The 17,540-nt window shown below is 41.9% G+C and carries 17 protein-coding genes; 13 read left to right on the plus strand and 4 right to left on the minus strand.

Going from position 1 to position 17,540, the window contains the following annotated elements; genetic code table 11:
* Positions 1-6: 6 nt before the first annotated feature.
* Positions 7-963 carry a hypothetical protein gene (locus tag HQR03_RS12045; RefSeq protein WP_058368518.1) on the plus strand — a complete coding sequence of 319 codons (957 nt, stop codon included), beginning with the start codon at positions 7-9 and terminating at the stop codon, positions 961-963.
* 188 nt (positions 964-1,151) lie between these two features.
* Here HQR03_RS12045 and HQR03_RS12050 read toward each other — a convergent pair whose 3' ends face one another.
* Together HQR03_RS12050 and HQR03_RS12055 are read right to left on the minus strand one after the other, a co-directional pair.
* Positions 1,152-1,427, minus strand: a complete 276-nt coding sequence (locus HQR03_RS12050) for a hypothetical protein (protein ID WP_058368517.1) — start codon at positions 1,425-1,427, stop codon at positions 1,152-1,154.
* A 156-nt stretch (positions 1,428-1,583) separates the two neighbouring features.
* Positions 1,584-1,808 (minus strand): helix-turn-helix domain-containing protein, encoded by a 225-nt coding sequence (locus HQR03_RS12055; RefSeq protein WP_058368516.1) that lies wholly within the window; start codon positions 1,806-1,808, stop codon positions 1,584-1,586.
* A 365-nt stretch (positions 1,809-2,173) separates the two neighbouring features.
* Between HQR03_RS12055 and parA the strand changes: the two genes are divergently transcribed.
* The 4 genes from parA to HQR03_RS12075 all read left to right on the plus strand — a co-directional run bounded on the left by parA (position 2,174) and on the right by HQR03_RS12075 (position 4,748).
* Positions 2,174-2,812: a ParA family partition ATPase gene (gene parA / locus HQR03_RS12060; protein WP_173240332.1), complete on the plus strand. Its 639-nt coding sequence runs from the start codon at positions 2,174-2,176 to the stop codon at positions 2,810-2,812.
* A gap of 3 nt (positions 2,813-2,815) precedes the next feature.
* Positions 2,816-3,025, plus strand: a complete 210-nt coding sequence (locus HQR03_RS12065; RefSeq protein WP_025652656.1) for a plasmid partition protein ParG — start codon at positions 2,816-2,818, stop codon at positions 3,023-3,025.
* Between the two features lie 356 nt (positions 3,026-3,381).
* Entirely contained in the window at positions 3,382-3,576 is a 195-nt protein-coding gene (locus HQR03_RS12070; RefSeq protein ID WP_140412949.1) for a hypothetical protein, read from the plus strand.
* A gap of 245 nt (positions 3,577-3,821) precedes the next feature.
* Positions 3,822-4,748, plus strand: a complete 927-nt coding sequence (locus HQR03_RS12075) for a cation diffusion facilitator family transporter (protein WP_087813585.1) — start codon at positions 3,822-3,824, stop codon at positions 4,746-4,748.
* Between the two features lie 186 nt (positions 4,749-4,934).
* Here the strand turns inward: HQR03_RS12075 and lnt are convergent, their stop codons facing one another.
* Positions 4,935-6,503, minus strand: coding sequence for an apolipoprotein N-acyltransferase (lnt, locus tag HQR03_RS12080; protein ID WP_173240333.1), 1,569 nt, complete (start codon positions 6,501-6,503; stop codon positions 4,935-4,937).
* A 239-nt stretch (positions 6,504-6,742) separates the two neighbouring features.
* On the opposite strand from lnt, the gene HQR03_RS12085 reads away from it, so the two are divergent.
* Complete coding sequence (locus HQR03_RS12085) at positions 6,743-7,393, plus strand: DUF411 domain-containing protein (RefSeq protein ID WP_011513677.1); 651 nt, start codon at positions 6,743-6,745, stop codon at positions 7,391-7,393.
* 805 nt (positions 7,394-8,198) lie between these two features.
* Positions 8,199-8,921, plus strand: a complete 723-nt coding sequence (locus tag HQR03_RS12090; protein ID WP_011513678.1) for a CHAP domain-containing protein — start codon at positions 8,199-8,201, stop codon at positions 8,919-8,921.
* Positions 8,922-9,069: 148 nt separating this feature from the next.
* Here HQR03_RS12090 and cadR read toward each other — a convergent pair whose 3' ends face one another.
* Positions 9,070-9,480, minus strand: coding sequence for a Cd(II)/Pb(II)-responsive transcriptional regulator (cadR, locus tag HQR03_RS12095; RefSeq protein WP_011513679.1), 411 nt, complete (start codon positions 9,478-9,480; stop codon positions 9,070-9,072).
* Between the two features lie 142 nt (positions 9,481-9,622).
* Between cadR and HQR03_RS12100 the strand changes: the two genes are divergently transcribed.
* The 6 genes from HQR03_RS12100 (at position 9,623) to lspA (ending at position 17,364) form a co-directional block, all read left to right on the plus strand.
* Positions 9,623-11,839: a heavy metal translocating P-type ATPase gene (locus tag HQR03_RS12100; protein ID WP_058368778.1), complete on the plus strand. Its 2,217-nt coding sequence runs from the start codon at positions 9,623-9,625 to the stop codon at positions 11,837-11,839.
* A 121-nt stretch (positions 11,840-11,960) separates the two neighbouring features.
* A complete protein-coding gene (locus HQR03_RS12105; protein WP_058368779.1) occupies positions 11,961-14,009 on the plus strand; it encodes a heme lyase CcmF/NrfE family subunit in 2,049 nt (682 codons plus the stop codon).
* The gene (locus tag HQR03_RS12110; RefSeq protein ID WP_082638013.1) at positions 14,010-14,672 is read left to right on the plus strand and encodes a DsbE family thiol:disulfide interchange protein; all 663 of its coding nucleotides are present in this window, start codon (positions 14,010-14,012) and stop codon (positions 14,670-14,672) included.
* Positions 14,673-14,755: 83 nt separating this feature from the next.
* Positions 14,756-15,238: a cytochrome c-type biogenesis protein gene (locus HQR03_RS12115; RefSeq protein ID WP_020443538.1), complete on the plus strand. Its 483-nt coding sequence runs from the start codon at positions 14,756-14,758 to the stop codon at positions 15,236-15,238.
* Positions 15,235-16,515 carry a c-type cytochrome biogenesis protein CcmI gene (gene ccmI, locus HQR03_RS12120; protein ID WP_101211261.1) on the plus strand — a complete coding sequence of 427 codons (1,281 nt, stop codon included), beginning with the start codon at positions 15,235-15,237 and terminating at the stop codon, positions 16,513-16,515. The genes HQR03_RS12115 and ccmI overlap by 4 nt, the downstream gene beginning before the upstream one ends.
* 141 nt (positions 16,516-16,656) lie before the next feature.
* Positions 16,657-17,364 (plus strand): signal peptidase II, encoded by a 708-nt coding sequence (gene lspA, locus HQR03_RS12125; protein ID WP_045455808.1) that lies wholly within the window; start codon positions 16,657-16,659, stop codon positions 17,362-17,364.
* Positions 17,365-17,540 lie beyond the last annotated feature (176 nt).

A 17,540-nucleotide genomic window follows, 5' to 3' on the forward strand; every position in this document is an offset into this window, starting at 1 on the left:
TACCCCATGAATAAAGACAATAGCAATGAGCAAGACATACACGATCAACTTGTTAACCTAGTGACTTCATTGACTCCGGTCATTGGGGCCTTGCGTGAGCTGATTAAGCGAGCCGATGATGCGGTAGCGAGGCGGCTTGAGCGTTCGCTTAGCGGTATTGATAGCAAGGTGAATGAGGTGTCTTCTGCCATTGAAGAATTAGGTAGTAGCGCAAGCACGACTTCGCAGGCATTGAGTCAGTATCAAGAACTCGTGTTAAAGCAGCTACAAGCGGCAGTGACTGCTTTTACTGACAATGAGATGCCGCGTCGTTATGATGACAAAATAGCAGGCATCATCACCGATATGAAACAGCAGATTGATACGGCTGTAGAGTCGATCGTTACTGCTAAAAACGACAGCATAGAGGTACAAATCAGTACCATGCAAGCGGTGGCTGATAAACTTAGCGCAAGCGCTGACAATCTAGCCCTATTCACCAATCAGTACCAAGCTGGTCATAAGCAGATTATTGAAGATATTGAGACCTTTGAGACCACCACCAAAACGCGGATTGAGCAGGTCGAGGCTAGAGCTAGTAAAGACTTGGACAAAATTCATAAGTCCATTGAGACTATGAGTATTAAAAGGATTGCAGCCGCTGTCGCAGCGGGTACGATGGCTGTGATAATAAGTTTGGTGGCCCTGGTATTTTGGTATGTGCCAAGCTTTGATGAGATTGCAGAGATGAAATACCAGCAAGCAGAGCTACAGCGCGGCATCGATGAGCTTGAAACGGGTTGGAAACAGGCCTTTAATAATGCTCAAAGTGCGCAGTTTATTTTGGCTTGTGATGTTAATAAAGAGCAGCCTGATGCAATCAGCTGGTGCGTTAGAGCAGACAGTAAGAGTGTTTTGAGAGATGAGAGAGGCTTTGTTTATTATAAAATAGCTGGGGTGCCGCGTGCAGAGCCGACTGAGTAAAGACGTATGGTAATAGTGAGCTATATTGCCCAAAAGTGCGTCTTCTAAAACATATAAGACTGAAAAAAGGCTTGTTTGATTGTCGTTATCTTTGTCTATATTAAAAAGCCAGATAATGACACTTTATCTGGCTTTAAGGGTTATTGTTTCTTGTTAAACAAGAAGTCTGTAAATATAAGCTAAAGTGACTAGGCTGCTTGGTCAGTATGAGCTGTGACCAACTCTATAAAGGCGGTTTCAAGGGTGCTTAACGTATAATCATCAATCATAAGACCGTCATCTAGCTGTCGTTGCACCCAGACATAAATCGCTTCATCATTATAAAGGATAGCGTCAACACCAAGTAATGATGCCAGTTGTACGCCCTGCTGTATTTGTAAGCTGAATAACAGCTGAGAGGCTAAAGCTTTAGTCTGTTCACTAAACCATGTGCAGCTGTTGAGCCGCGATAAATTAGTGTTCATAGATATTCTCCTATAGATTATTGTATGTAAATAATGGATAAAATGACCTACTACAGGTCAAATTATACCTATATTTTAATCTATTGCAAGAGAAAATGACCTTCTAAAGGTCTTTTTATGCGTCTAAAGGTGATAATGTCTTATGAGCGAGGGTGTTCACTCAGGCGTTTCACTGCTGTCCTCATTTATAATTTCATATAAATCACCAACATTGATTCTAAGATACGTGCATAAAGACTCGATGACATCTAGATCAACTCGGGTGGCTTCTTCATGATACATGCGAGTAATGGTGCCACGATTGATACCAGTATCTCTTGCGACATCGGCAATTTTAAGGCGTCTTTCGCCCATAATGGTCGATAAGTGACACTTCACCATAGTGGTTTCCTCATTAACGATTGGTGGTTTTTGATTGGTGAGCGGATTATAACGAATATGAGCGGCTAAAGTATTCCTTTTAGTAGCTCAAATTGATATCCAATAGCGGCAATTTACCTAGTAGTAGGCAGTTTATTATGCTGTCTTTGATACAGGACGTCTATCATGATGGATATGCGCTAGTTAGAAAAGGCGATGCTATTTTTACTATGAAGTATTGCTATTAGTAGTGATGTGACGTACATTTTTAGTTATACTTATATACTTATATACTTATATACTTATATACTTATATACTTATATACTTATATACTTATATACTTATATACTTATATATTCAATGCATGCTACAGGGATCTGTATTTATGAAGGTAATCGCGGTATTAAATCAAAAAGGTGGCAGCGGCAAGACTACCATCGCAACGCATCTGGCTCGTGGCTTACAGTTAAAAGGCCATAGTGTTCTACTAGTAGATAGCGATCAGCAGGGCAGTGCGCGTGACTGGAGAGCGGTTGATGAAGACAATCCGGTACCAGTGATCGGGCTCGACAGACCAACACTTGATAAAGATTTAAAAAACGTCTCTGAAAAAGATTATGTGGTGATCGATGGATCGCCGCAAGCTACTAGTCTGGCTATTTCTGCTATAAAAGCGGCTGATTTTATATTGATTCCGGTGCAGCCGAGCCCCTATGATATCTGGGCGACCAGCGATTTGGTTGATTTAGTGCAGCAGCGTATTGAGATGATGGATGGCCAACTAAAGGCAGCCTTTGTTGTCTCACGCGCCATTCAAAATACCAATATTGGTAAAGAGGTTGCAACCGCGCTGCTTGATTATAATATTCCGGTATTAGAGACCAGAGTGATGCAGCGAGTTGCTTATCCTAATAGTGCTGCCCTTGGTAAGACAGTATTTGATACCGAATCGCCTAGTAGCAATGCGATACAAGAGATAACCGCATTGGTCAGTGAGGTTCAAATATTTTTTGGTGAGGAGTAAGCCATGAGTTTATCAGCAGGTCGTCCTAGTAAGAACGTTAAGGATCAATTGGCTTTATCGGATGTGACGGACAGTCCCAAAAAGACGGTACGCGTGAATTTTAATTTAGATGAAGATAAACACATTGCGCTCAAGCGGTACGCGCTTGAAAGCCGAAAAACGGTGACTGAGTTGTTGACTGAAATGATTGAGGAAAAATTGGTTGAGCGATAGGTATAAAAAATTCGTTTTTCTATACCTAAAAAAAGGATATGTATAAAAAACTCAAAAAACTATATATATCATCGAACGCTGTGTACCTTTCTAGTATCATCAGATGCTTGTTTTCTTAAGCCAGACGTAGAAGCAAGCTGCAAAAAAAATGCCCATGGCAAAACAAGCACTGTTTCCTATATCAGTACCATATAATAGAACCAAAAACGGTTAGCAGTGCTAAGGTATATTGCCCTTAATCAAAGCGTACTCAATAACGATTTAAGTTACACAAAATATAAGGGGCTTCTAGCCCCATCATTATTCTGAACCGCCCCGAGATTGTCGGAGACTCAACTTTCTGAGAGAATACGACAATGAAAAGACAAACCTACACTCCTGAGATTAAAAAACGCGCCGTTCGCATGCTGATTGAAGCATTAAACGATTACACCTCTATGTGGTCAACCATTCAAGTTATAGTACTGAAAATAGAATCTACTTTTGGAACATTGTGGTCATGTCATAAAAAGCGCACTAATGAAACCATACTAACCAACATTCAAGACTAAGCTACACATACTAAAGAGCTTGAACGTGAAAATAAGAAGCTTACGTAAGCCAGTTAGATTACAGTAAAAGCCGCTTTTTTCGCCCAAGGAGAGATAGGACATACAATCCAGTTGTGGCTCAGTTTATTGATAACAATAAGTGTGTCTACGGTATTAGAGCAATATTGACTGTGCAATATAGAAGATATGCAATAAAATTATTTTCTACCTTTAATAAAATGCAGCAACCTAAACAAGGGTAAATTATGAGTAATTCAGATAACCACAGTCACCAAGCTCCAAACCCTAAAAATATGAATAAGGCTTTCTATATTGGAATTGGTCTAAATTCTGCATTTACGCTCATCGAGTTCATAGTGGGCTACTCAACTAATTCATTAGCTTTAATCGCAGACGCTAGCCACAACTTAAGTGATGTTGCCAGTTTAATAATCTCGTTAATTGGAATGAAATTAGCACAGAAAGCATCTACTACGCTTTATACCTATGGCTACAAAAAAGCTTCTATAATGGCTTCTCTTATTAACGCCATATTGTTAGTTACAATCGTTATAGGTATTGCGTATGAGGCCTTGGGTCGATTTGATACCATACCGGAAGTTGCAGGAAAAGTTATTATTATTACAGCTCTAATAGGTGTATTTATAAATACTGTTTCTGCTTTTGCATTCTACAAAGGTCAAAAAGACGATATTAATGTTAAAGGTGCTTTCTTGCATCTAATGGTAGATGCATTGGTCTCTGTAGGTGTCGTTATCTCGGGCATTATTATTTACTATACAAGTTGGAATATCGTTGATCCTCTAGTTAGCTTGATTATTTCAGTCGTGATACTGTTATCGACTTGGGGTCTACTAAAAGAGAGTATCAAGCTTGCTATTGACGGAGTACCTCAAAATGTTGATCTCAGTAAAATCACTGCTATCTTAGAGAGCTATAAATTTATTCAAAACTTTCATCATCTGCACATCTGGGCCTTGAGTACCACTGAGAATGCTCTGACAGTTCATATCGTACCGAAGAGCGATGTGACATTAGAAGAGACTCTTATTATGAAAGAAAATATTAAGGAAGATTTGGCGCATCAGAATATACAACATGCAACTATTGAATTTGGTATTAAGGCAGATGACAATCAAAAATCGCGTGCATTAAATGAAAGTATCAACTAAAAGATGATAGACCGTATATAGCTATCTCTTTTTAAGTATGAGGCGCGTGCTTTATGTCGACATAATTTTTTCAATCAGTTCTTATGTGATCAATAGTTTAAAACTTTTATATTTACGTGCGTTAGGACGTTACCTAGAAAAAATAAAAAACTTACGCTGATTAAATTATTATAATTAAGTTTACTATTACCCTCGTCCTCTAAGTGTGGTTAGACCTTTGCCAAAATAGCTTAGTAGTAATAACAGAGTTATTATTATCAAGATAGGATAATTTCCCATAAGCATAAAGGGAGTGTTACCAACCCGTGCCTGTATCTCACCACGTAGTACAGTACGCTCAAACTGCGGTGCGCGTTCTACAATACGACCTTTATGGTTAATGATAGCGGTAACACCAGTATTGGTCGCTCGAATAAACCAGCGCCCGTTCTCAAGCGCGCGCATTTGTACCATTTGCAAATGTTGCAATGGTCCTGCTGAAGTGCCAAACCAGGCATCGTTAGAGACCGTCAACAAAAAGTCAGTATCGATGGCATTTTTACGCGTGGTATCTGGATAAGCTACCTCATAACAGATAGCCGTCCCTATATTGTGTCCACGCACCTGTAGCGGTGACTGCTGATCACTACCGCGACTATAGCTCTTAATATCCTGACTACCGGCCAAACTTGGGAAAATATCGAGCACGCCTTCAAATGGAATATACTCTCCAAAAGGCACCAGACGCTGCTTCTTGTATAGGCCTTCCGCTTCTACACCTCGAGCAATCACGCTATTGTAAAATGGGGAATACTTATCCGTACTGGCATTGAATGCCGCTTTATCCTTATAAGGGATACCAGTTATCCATGTCGTATTGGTCGCATTAGCCATTTCTATCATTTCACTAATAAAGCCCGCAGCCTCATCCTGAAACATCGGAATAGATGATTCAGGCCACACCACAACATCACGTCCCCACTCAGTGCGCGTTAACTTCGCATAAATCTTTAGCGTTTCTACTTGATATTGAGTCAGCCACTTTATATCTTGTGAAATATTACCTTGAATCAATGACACTGACAGATCAGGTGTGCCCTTAGGTTTTGTCCATTGCGGATTGACCAGCCATAATGATGTGCTAATGGCCAATAACAGTACAGAAACGACGGCATAACTACTGCGCCGAAGCAGTAGCTCTACTAAACTTGCAGCCAATAGTATGGCAACAAAAGAGACGGCAAAAACACCAGCAACGGGTGCTAAGGACGATAACCAATACTCTTCAGTAAACGCATAACCAACAAACAGCCACGGAAAGCCTGTGAATAACCAAGTTTTTAACCATTCTTGTAGCACCCAAAGAGCAGCAAATGAAAAGGGTTGTTTGCCTACCATACGGTTAAAGGCTAGTGCTAAAAATCCATGAAACAGTCCCATACCGAGACCCATCAATCCAATCATAATCAATGCGAGCCACGTTGGAGTATCGCTATAATCATGGATAGCTGTATAGAGCCAAAAGCCGCCGACGCACCATAGCCCCATACCGTAAGCTTCACCGATAATAAAAGCGCGACGACCACTCATATTTGGCACCAACAGCGCATATAAAATCGCTGGTGACACTATTGCTAGCGGCCAGAACCCATAAGGCGATAATGCAAATAAAAAAATAGCCCCTGCAAGCCATGCTGCTACTAGCGTAAGCCATAGCGGTAATTGATTTAAGTGAGTACTCAAACGCTTTTGTAGACTAATAGTAGACAGGTGCATCGCAAATTATCCAAAATTATGAGCCTTGAATTTTTAATCAAAATCCAAAACTCAGATAGACCCGTTAATACTACAGGCAGCATTTCAAAATAAAAACTGCTTATGATACCAGTCCGCACTGCTCAATGTATAAATTTACGTACCCCGTTTGATGGGTTATTATGCTACATTACCAAACGATATGAAGTGTTACTTGACCTTCTATAGCTCACAATATCTACAGTACATGAGAGAGCACTATGACCCCCTTAAAAATAAAATCCAGTCTTATATTCAATCGTCATCTGTCTAAGGGGTTGCGTGGTACGCTGGTGTTACTTGCCGCCTCATCACTATTTGCTTGTAGCCAACCGAGTAGTGGCGTATCTGATGCAAACACAACATCAGTAACAACCGAAAATGCAACAGCTATCACTTTAAAGGAAGATGAACCAAACGCTAAAAGTGCTCACATGATGACAAGGTCAGTAAGTAAACCAGACCTACTAAAAAACGTCTCAGCTACGGTCTATAAAGATGCCAATTGCGGCTGCTGTAAAGAATGGATAAGTCATGCAGAAGATAATGGTCTAAGTGCAACCGCGCAAGATGTTGCGGACTTAGCCGTATTTAAAGAGCGCTACAGCGTTCCAACTGAGATGCGTTCTTGCCATACTGTAGTCACTACTGATGATTACGTCTTTGAAGGTCATGTACCTGCTAAGTATATGGCGCAGTTCTTAGAAAATCCGCCAGTACAAGCTATGGGTCTTGCCGTACCTGGCATGCCTGTTGGTAGCCCAGGTATGGAGTATCAAAATAAATTCATGCCCTATCAGGTTATGCAGCTCAATAAAGACGGGACGACCCAAGTTTATGCTGATATTGAATCGGTAGAGCAGCAATTATAGTGTGTTAGCAGTTAAGAATACTTTGATTATAGTGTTAGCGTTAAAAGTAAATGAGGCAGGTATAAGACTGTTCTATTGCTTATAAAATGATTCTTCATCAAAAAAATCATTAGCTATTGCGACTTTAAAAGCAAAAATAACTTTGAATTTGTAACTTTTGATGACAATGTAAGCGGATTTATCGGTTATTAACCCTTAAAATAGATAAATAATTAAGGGTTAATACAAGAATATACAGGATGTATCGAAACAATTACGTAATATTACATAAGCCAGTAGGGAATTAACATCTATATCTATATTAATATTATAAATTATTATATTATCTTAATAATTAGTTAGACCCTATATAGGGTAATTACTTCATCCAATAAAAAAACGTCTGAGGGTTAAATCTATAATTTAGATTTAACCCTCAGACGTTTTTTTGCTTATAAAACAGTAGAAATTGTTGTCAATTTAGTCAGCTATATTCTGTATATGTTACACAAACTTACATTGTAAAATGTGGAATATTAGCAATTTTTTCAACATCAAAAAAGTATTTTTGGGGTTTTTAAGGGTGATGACAGGCTAAACAGCCTATGCTAAAGTCGGCTTTGTGTTTTGGCCAGCAGCTTGATTTGCAACAGCTTCGTAAGACTTCAATGATGTGCTGTGATCGCCAATAATCATTTTTTATATGAATAATATGCAGCAGAAGTATCAGTCACTATGACGTATATATACTTGAGTTGTTGAAATTTAATTGACTGCGCTGTTGTTGATAACAGACCATTTTGAATTAACCGTAGGTATTAGATTTATGAAACAGGCTTTATTGATTTTGTCAGTACTGGGTATGGGCATAGCACAAACGAGTGGTGCTGCTATCACAATCTCTCAAACAAATAATACCATCACCAATACTTCTGTGGCATCAAACTACGGTTCATCAAAAAACATCTATAGCACTAGCAGTGGTGCTTATGTTTCTAGTAATGACGAAATCAGTCAAGCTATTAGCAACCTAAGTGCGCAGGCTAAGCAAAAAGAGAGTCGGCTTTCATCATTAAACAGCCGCTTATACGCTGAAAAACAACAGCAGCAAGTCAATACAGTTCCTGATAGCAATTCAGCCCCCGCTATCGCTGCTGCTCGTGCTTCACGAGTGGCTCTATCTGGTAGCTCTGGATACTGTGCCCGTTACGTACGTAAAGCACTACAATCAGCAGGTTATGAGTTCACCCCCAATCCTTCAGCCTATCAGTACGCCACTCGTGGCACGCTTGATAAAGCAGGTTTTAGCAAAATCAGTAATGATATGCCAACCCAAGTAGGTGATGTTATTGTCTATGATCGCTCATCAAAGCGTCCACATGGCCATATCCAAATCTTTGATGGCGAAAACTGGATTTCTGATTTCCGTCAGAACAGCATCAGCCCATACAGTGGTGTCTATGCTTATACCACATGGCGTGATTCAAAATACGTGGATGACGCATCCGCATCAGATCGAAATATCTACCTTGCTATGAATGATAAATAAGACCTGATAAGTCAGCACAACATAGTTATTATTTCCTCCAACCCCAGTAGTGATCTTAATATCATTGCTGGGTTTTTTTGTGCTTAACATCAGGGTGTATTTAACCTTTCATGATTTGATCAGTCAGAAATGAACACTACTAATATCATTACTCATGACAAGAATTATCGGCAAGAGCCTTTAATATCCCACATGATACCGCTGGTGCACTACTTGCACATTTCTGGCGCAAAACAGTCAAGTGCTGCTTTAAGTGCATCAGTTCTTCCATTCGTATTTCTACAGCATAAATTTGCTTATCTAGTAAGGAGCTCACATCACCACAGTCTTTATCAGGTTCCTCCCAAAACTCAAGTAAGATTCGTACTTCGTCTAGAGCCATGTCAAGCGTACGGCAGTGTAGGATAAATTGTAGACGCTCAATGTGCTCTTCATTATATAAACGATAATTCCCTGCGCTGCGAGAAGGCTCAGGTAATAAGTGCTCCTTTTCGTAATAGCGAATGGTTTCCACTGTGGCACCTGTGCGTTTAGCGAGCTCACCAATTTTGATTGTCATAATAACCTCTATGATTTAAATGATTAAAGTGGCTGTAAAGACTGGCGCTAGAGAAATTGAATTTACAAAACTGTAGATAGACAACCTTGACTCTAAAGCCACTAGAGGGTTCATAATACCATTATTCAAAGGGTAAATTATTATGAAATATCATATTGAAGGTATGGACTGTGCCAGTTGCATCGGCAAGATTGAAACAGCTTTGAAACGTATGCCTGGGGTTTCTGATGTTGAGCTAAATTTTGCTACAGAAACGCTAGAGCTAAGCTTGGCCCCTGATGCGCCGACTCAGGCTAGTGATATTGAAAAAACCATCAAAAGCCTAGGGTTCGGTATATCTGCCAATACTGGTCAACAAACTGTATCGGCTATTGATATTGACAGCGACAATCAGATGGCTCCGCAGGATAAGCGGTGGTGGCAAACTCAAAAAGGCAAACAGGTTGTTGGTCTCGGTATTTTGATGGGCAGCGCTTATGCACTGTCACTACTGTTCCCCGCTTATGGGATATGGGTGTTTGCCATCGCTGTGATTGTAGGCGTTTTTCCATTTGCACGCAAAGCCTTAGCACTGGCTAAAACAGGTTCATTCTTTTCAATTGAAACGCTGATGTCCGTCGCCGTGCTTGGCGCACTTATCATTGGTGAAGCTGAAGAGGCCGCAGCGGTTGTCTTTTTGTTCTCAATCGGTGAACTGTTTGAGAGTATCGCTGCTGATCGCGCTCGCGCTGGCATCAGAGCCTTATCATCGCTGGTTCCGAAAAGTGCGATTTTACTTGATGCTCAAGGTGGGCAGCGTAACGTTCCAGCGACTTCACTACAAGTGAATGACCTTGTGCTGGTGCGTCCTGGAGATAGGGTATCTGCTGATGGTTCCATTGTTCAAGGTGCGTCCAGCCTTGATGATTCGCCCGTGACGGGAGAGTCTGTTCCTGTTGCCAAGACGATGGGTGACAATGTATTTGCAGGGTCAATTAACATCGATGGTGTGCTCCAAGTGCGCGTAGAAAAGACAGCCGCCGATAACACTATTTCGCGCATTATTGATTTGGTAGAGCAAGCGCAAGCTTCCAAAGCACCCACTGCCCGTTTTATTGAGAAATTCAGTCGTTACTATACACCGGCTGTGATGGCTATTGCCGCCCTAATTATCATCGTCCCACCGTTAACCATGGGCGGAGATTGGTCAACTTGGTTATATCGAGGTCTAGCCTTATTATTGATCGCTTGTCCTTGTGCTCTTGTGCTCTCAACACCAGCTGCTATCGCCTCTGGTCTAGCGGTCGGTGCGCGCCGCGGCTTGCTGATCAAGGGCGGTAGTGCTTTAGAAACCATCGGCCAAGTGAAGACAGTCGCTTTTGACAAGACAGGCACTTTAACTGAAGGCAAACCACGCGTGACCGATGTTGTTGACATTACACAAGAGTATTCAAGTGTTCAAGGTCAGGATTCTCAGGATCAGGGTTCTCAAGGTAAAGATAAGGTATTGGCGCTCTTTGCCAGTGTGGAGACAGGTTCTAGTCACCCGCTTGCTGAAGCTATTGTCAGTCATGCCAAAGCCGCCAAAGTTGTCATACCTGTGGCTTCTAAAGCTTCTGCTACTGCGGGTAAAGCGGTACACGCAACTATCGCTGGGCGCGCGCTAGCTATCGGTTCGCCTGTTTATGCCGCAGATGAGGCATCAATTTCAGCCGAGCAACAGGCACAAATCGAGGCGCTGCAAAATGAGGGCAAGACCGTCTCAGTTCTTTTCGATGAGCAAAGTCGAGAAGTGCTTGGATTGGTCGCACTAAGAGACGAGTTACGAGACGACGCTCATGAAGGTGTGGCTCAACTTAAAGCGATGGGTGTGCGCTCCGTCATGCTAACAGGCGACAACCGCTTAACCGCTCAAGCACTTGCCAGTAATTTAGACGTGGAATGGGAAGCTGAGCTGTTGCCTGAGGACAAACTGCGCTTGCTTAACGAGATGAAGAATAACAGAAAAATAGCGATGGTGGGTGATGGTATTAACGATGCGCCAGCACTAGCAACCGCTGATGTTGGCATCGCGATGGGTGGTGGTACCGATGTGGCCATTGAGACGGCCGATATCGCATTATTAAAAAGTCGTGTTACAGACATGGCCCATCTGATTGCACTTTCGCGTGCCACCATGCGCAACATTCATCAGAACGTCATTTTCGCTTTAGGTCTCAAAGGCGTCTTTCTGATCACGACCGTATTCGGCATTACTGGACTATGGATTGCGGTTCTAGCTGATGCTGGAGCAACAGTGCTCGTTACTCTCAATGCGTTACGTTTACTGCGCTTTAAAGGCGCGCCTCCACTGGTAACTCCGCCTAAAGTAGTTAAATAAAACCCTTCGAAATCAATTAAAAACTAGAGATAGCAGCAGATTTCGGGGGTGGGTTCTAATAATAAAAATTCCACCGCTACAGTAAACTGCAACCGCATTAGAGTAAATAAGGTTAGACCGTATGTTGATTACAGAATTGGGCTATTTTGCCTTGCTTACCGCTTTTGTATTGGCGTTATTGCAGGTAATTCTGCCAACTATTGGTGTTATTCGTAACCAAGTTGCTTGGCAACGACTAGCCCCTAGCTTAGCTTGGGCACAGTTTGCCGCCATGATAACGTCATTTGGCGCTTTGATAGCAGGTTTTTATTATAATGATTTTAGCCTCAGTTACGTCGCGCAGCATTCCAATACGCTGTTGCCTTGGTACTATAAGTTATCGGCGACATGGGGCGGACACGAGGGCTCTTTGCTGCTATGGATGACCATCATGGCCACATGGTGTGCACTGGTATCATACTTTAGTCGCGGCTTGCCGTTATCAATGCGTGCGCGGGTATTAGTTATTTTGGCCGGTGTACAGTTAATGATGCTAACAATGCTGATATTTACCTCGTCACCGTTTGAGCGTACCTTACCCAATCTAGCGGTCGATGGCGCTGATTTAAATCCTGTCCTACAAGATTTCGGTCTGATTATTCATCCGCCCATGTTATATATGGGCTATGTGGGTATGGTAGTGCCTTTTGCATTTTGTATGGCGGCATTGTGGGAAGGGCGTTTAGATGCTGCTTGGACACGCTGGTCACGTCCATGGGCGCTGGCGGCTTGGGGATTTTTGACCATTGGTATTGCACTGGGCTCGTGGTGGGCCTACTACGAGCTTGGCTGGGGCGGTTGGTGGTTTTGGGATCCGGTAGAGAACGCCTCGTTTATGCCTTGGCTTGTCGGCTTAGCATTGCTGCATTCATTAGCAGTCACTGAAAAGCGCGGGGTGTTTAAAGCATGGACCATCATGCTGGCTATTTTCGCCTTTGCCTTAAGCTTGCTTGGCACGTTCCTGGTACGCTCTGGAGTCCTTACCTCAGTGCATTCGTTTGCCGCTGATCCGACGCGTGGTTTGGTTATCTTAGCTATTCTTGGCATTATCATCGGTAGTGGTCTATTGATGTTTGCCGTTCGCGGTTGGCGTTTAACCGTTGAAAGTCAATATCAGCTGATTTCACGTGAGTCCTTTTTAGTGATCAACAACGCCATCATTTTGATTGCAACCTTAGTGGTGTTGCTCGGCACCCTCTATCCTATTATCGCTGATGCCTTTGGTTTAGGACAAGTGTCCGTCGGCCCTCCTTATTTTAATGCATTATTTGTACCTTTAACGTGGCTGTTATTAATAGCTATGGGTATGGGCTCAAATATTCGCTGGAAAAAAGACACCCGTCCACTACTGGGTATAGGCATGGTCATCGCCGTTAGTAGCTTAGTATTAGCCGCCATTATTACTTACTTTGTTAATCCATCGTCTATGCTTAATATTGGTGTGACTTTAGCCGTTAGCTTTTGGGTACTGCTATGGATGGCAGTTGATTTTAAAGATAAAACTAAGAATGCGCCTAATCTTTTTAACGGTTTGCGGCAGTTGCGTCTGAGCTATTGGGGTCAACAGACTGCTCATATTGGCGTATTGGTTGCTGTCATTGGCATAGCCTTTACTAGTAGCTTGAGTATTGAGCGTGACGTAGCAATGGGTATTGGCGATACAGTCAATGTTCAAGGTTACGATTTTGAAGTAACTGAATTTTTTGAAATAAAGGGGAGTAACTTTGATGCAACGCAAGCTGAGGTTGTAGTGACTAAGAATGGCCAAGAAGTGGCAACGCTATATCCTGAAAAACGTACGTATATTATCAGCACTATGCCAACAACTGAGGCCGCTATTGACCCCAATCTTATGCGCGATGTTTATGTCGCACTGGGCGAACCTATTGCCGATGGTAGTAACCAATGGGCATTAAGGATTTATGTAAAACCATTAATTCGCTGGATTTGGTTAGGGGCAATTATCATGGCTCTAGGTGGATTAATTAGCATGCTTGATAAACGATACCGCATCAAAAAAGTTAAAGCTCCATTGCTAGTTACTGGTGATCTGGCTACTGATGGAGTCAATGAGGTAGCTATTGAACAGGCAATCTCAGCATCGACGATGTCGACACTAAAGGAGAAATAAATGACTATGTCGAATAATACTCCTGAGCAAAAAGATAGCCAAAACAGTAAGCAGCGTAACCCAAAGACAATGAAAAAAAAGCAGACGAAGCTATGGTTCTTAATTCCGCTTATCCTCTTTTTTGGTTTGGTAGTTATATTGTACATGCGCTTAGGTAAACCAACAGACATTGTGACCAATACCGCTCTTGAGCGTCCGGTTCCTACCTTTGAGCTGCCGTTATTAGCAGATACTACCCGTACTATCACCAATGATAATTTGCCGGATAAGCCGTTTTTACTTAATGTTTGGGGCTCATGGTGCCCAACTTGCGTTATTGAGCATCCGTTTTTAATGCAACTAGAAGAGCGCGGCGTTGATATCGTTGGTGTGAATTATAAGGATGAGATTGGTAATGCGCTCAGTTACTTAAACCGAGGCGGTGATCCATTTTCTATGTCTATTCAGGATTCATTGGGTCAGTTTGCTCTAGACTTAGGCATAACTGGTGCGCCCGAAACCTTTGTTGTGGATGGAGATGGCATCATTCGTCAGCATATTGTTGGTGAGGTTAATGAAGCCAATTGGCAACAGCGTGTTAAGCCGTGCCTGACCGTACTTAATGAGGCTAATAAGAACAACGATAGTCCTGATCTCATTCAGGTTGAGGAGATGTGCAAATGAACGTTATTCGAATAAGAGCTCCTCAACTAAAACCCAATATAGTTTTAAAACTAGCAAGCTTAATACTAGCGTGTCTGCTTAACATGACGGCAAACGCAGCTATTGACGTATACGATTTTGACTCACCACAGCAAGAAGCTCAGTATCGTGGATTAATAGAAGAGTTTCGCTGCCCAAAATGCCAAAATCAAAACCTTGCAGCCTCTGATGCACCGATTGCACAGGATCTAAAGCAAAAAGTCTATGATTTAATTAAAGATAGACGTAGTGATGCTGAAATACGCGTCTATATGCAAGAGCGCTACGGTGACTTTATTAGCTACAAGCCGCCTATGCGACCATCAACATGGATCCTATGGTTTTTTCCACCACTATTATTGCTCGTCTTAATTATTGGTTGGTTTTGGCAAAGTAAGCGTCGCCAAGTTGTTGCCCGTGGTCAAAGCGGCGTCACAGTGAACAGTACTGCTGCCTTGACCTCTACGGAAAAGGCTGAGCTTGATCGTCTATTATCGCAAGCTGAGAGTGTCGACCACGACATTACTAGCCTAGAGGACAAAAAATGACTCTATTTTCTACTTTTGGCTTATTTGTAACTCTAAGCTTGCTGATTGCTCTTATATTTGCGCTGATTGCTATTATGCCATGGCTACGAGCACCGCGTTTGCAGTCCAAACCAATAGACAATCAACTGCTAGATATTAATGTTGCAGTATTTCGCGAACGTTTAGCTGAGCTACAAACAGATAAAGACAGCGGTACTATTAATAATAGCCATTATCAAAATCAAAAGCTGGAGCTTGAGCGTCAGCTATTAGATGCGCAGCGTCAGATAACACCTATGGTCACCCCTGATGTCAAAAGCCGTTTAATTGTCGCAGCTTGGATCCCAATATTGGCTGCAATGGCGTATTTACTAATAGGCAATCGTACGCCCGTGTTTGATTTGTGGACAGCTGAGGACAAAGTAGGACAAGTGGCTGACGACCTATTGACAGCTAAAATTGACAAGCCGCCATCATGGGCGTTTGAAGATGGTCGTCAACTGATTAGCGCCATGCAAACCAATGTTCATCGTAATGCTGATGATCCTAATCGCTGGATGCGCCTATCCGAGCTTTTCTTATCTATGGAGGCAACTGATTCTGCGCTGGAAGCCTTATCTCGTGCCTATCGTTTAGCTCCTGAAAATGAAGAAATCGCCACCACTTATGCTCAGACTAGCTTTTTCGTTAATGAAGGTCAGTTAGACGCCAATATTCGCCGTGTATTACAAGCTATATTAGCTAAGAATCCACAGCATGAACGGGCTCAAATGCTCATGGCAATGGGTGAGACTCGTAGTAGTAACTTTGCCCAAGCGCAAGGTTGGATTAAACGCTTACAAGGCAGCATTGTGGCCAAACCAGGTGATCATACTAAAGCTTTAGCAAGCTTAGATGAGTTAAGCAACTACGTTAGCACGCAAGAAAAGCAAGCGCTAGAAGGTATTGACGTGACAGTGAAAATTAACGCTAATTTATTACCGTTAGTGAAAGCTGATGATGTGTTGTTTGTTGCGATACGTGACGTTAAAGGAGGTCCACCGTTTGCCGCCAAACGTTTACCCATTAGTATTATCAAGCAAGGTGAGGCTAGTATCCGCTTAAGCAATCTTGATGCGATGATGCCAGATCGTACGTTAAATTCAGCTCGTAGTGACAAAACTCAGTTAGCAGTCGTTGCTCGTATTAGTCATAGCGGTAATGCCATAGCAGAGTCAGGCGACTTATCGGGTAATCCTATAGTGATTAGCGCTGAACAGACTCAGGTTAATGTTGAAATCAATCAACAGATTCCCTAATAAAAAATTATTACCGTAAGTTTCATAACACCAGAGCGGTAAGTGGAGCCGTTTATAAAAGTGGCGCGATTAATAGTCGTATACCAAAAACATATACGTTTAACATTGTTCATTGTATAAACACAGATAAAGAAAACAACTATGACTGAATCTACCGACAGATTAGATAGTACTAAATTGAATAGCGTTGAATCGGCTAGTACTAATATTGCTGACAATAAAGTACCTATAGCTGTGAGTAGTACTCATCAATCGATTGACTCTAAAACCATGAATCATACGCCTAAAGCTATGTACGTGACTTCAGGCAACTCGATAACACCTAAAGGTAAGTTGGATAAAATGCCAAAAATGGTTGCCAATGGCAGTCGCGCTTTTATCTGGTATTTGTTGGCGATAATGGTGTTAATACTTGATCAATGGACTAAGTGGTTGGCCCAAACCAAATTAGCGTTCAATGACCCCGTACCGGTCATTGAACCATTTCTCAACTGGACACTCGCTTATAACTATGGGGCAGCATTTAGCTTTTTAGCCGACGCTGGCGGTTGGCAGAAATGGTTTTTCTCAGGCTTAGCTTTTGTAATGGCTATCTTTTTAACGATTTATTTAATCAAAGCGCCACGTACAGCCAAGCTATTGTCTATGGGGTTGGCCTTAGTGCTTGGCGGTGCGATTGGCAACTTAATCGATCGTTTAAGAATTGGCAAAGTGGTTGACTTTATCCATGTGCATTATGCTGATGTCTGGAATTATCCTATTTTCAATGTTGCAGATATAGGTGTCTGTGTCGGTGTCGCATTGATTATAATTGACATGATATTTTTAGAAAGTAAGCGTAATAAATAAGCACATTGATGCCGATTATCACAAACAAAATGAACTAGCGTCGTAGTCACTCTATACGGAAAAATACTTTTTATACTTGAGTATGTTTATAAAATGTGAACTGGAAGGTAATGTATGACTGGTATAGGTACTCACTCATTTTAGGTCTTAAAACCCAATACTTAAAAGCTCTGCGT

It is taken from the genome of Psychrobacter okhotskensis (assembly GCF_013248965.1).
In the GTDB taxonomy this organism is placed as follows: Bacteria; Pseudomonadota; Gammaproteobacteria; order Pseudomonadales; family Moraxellaceae; genus Psychrobacter; species Psychrobacter okhotskensis.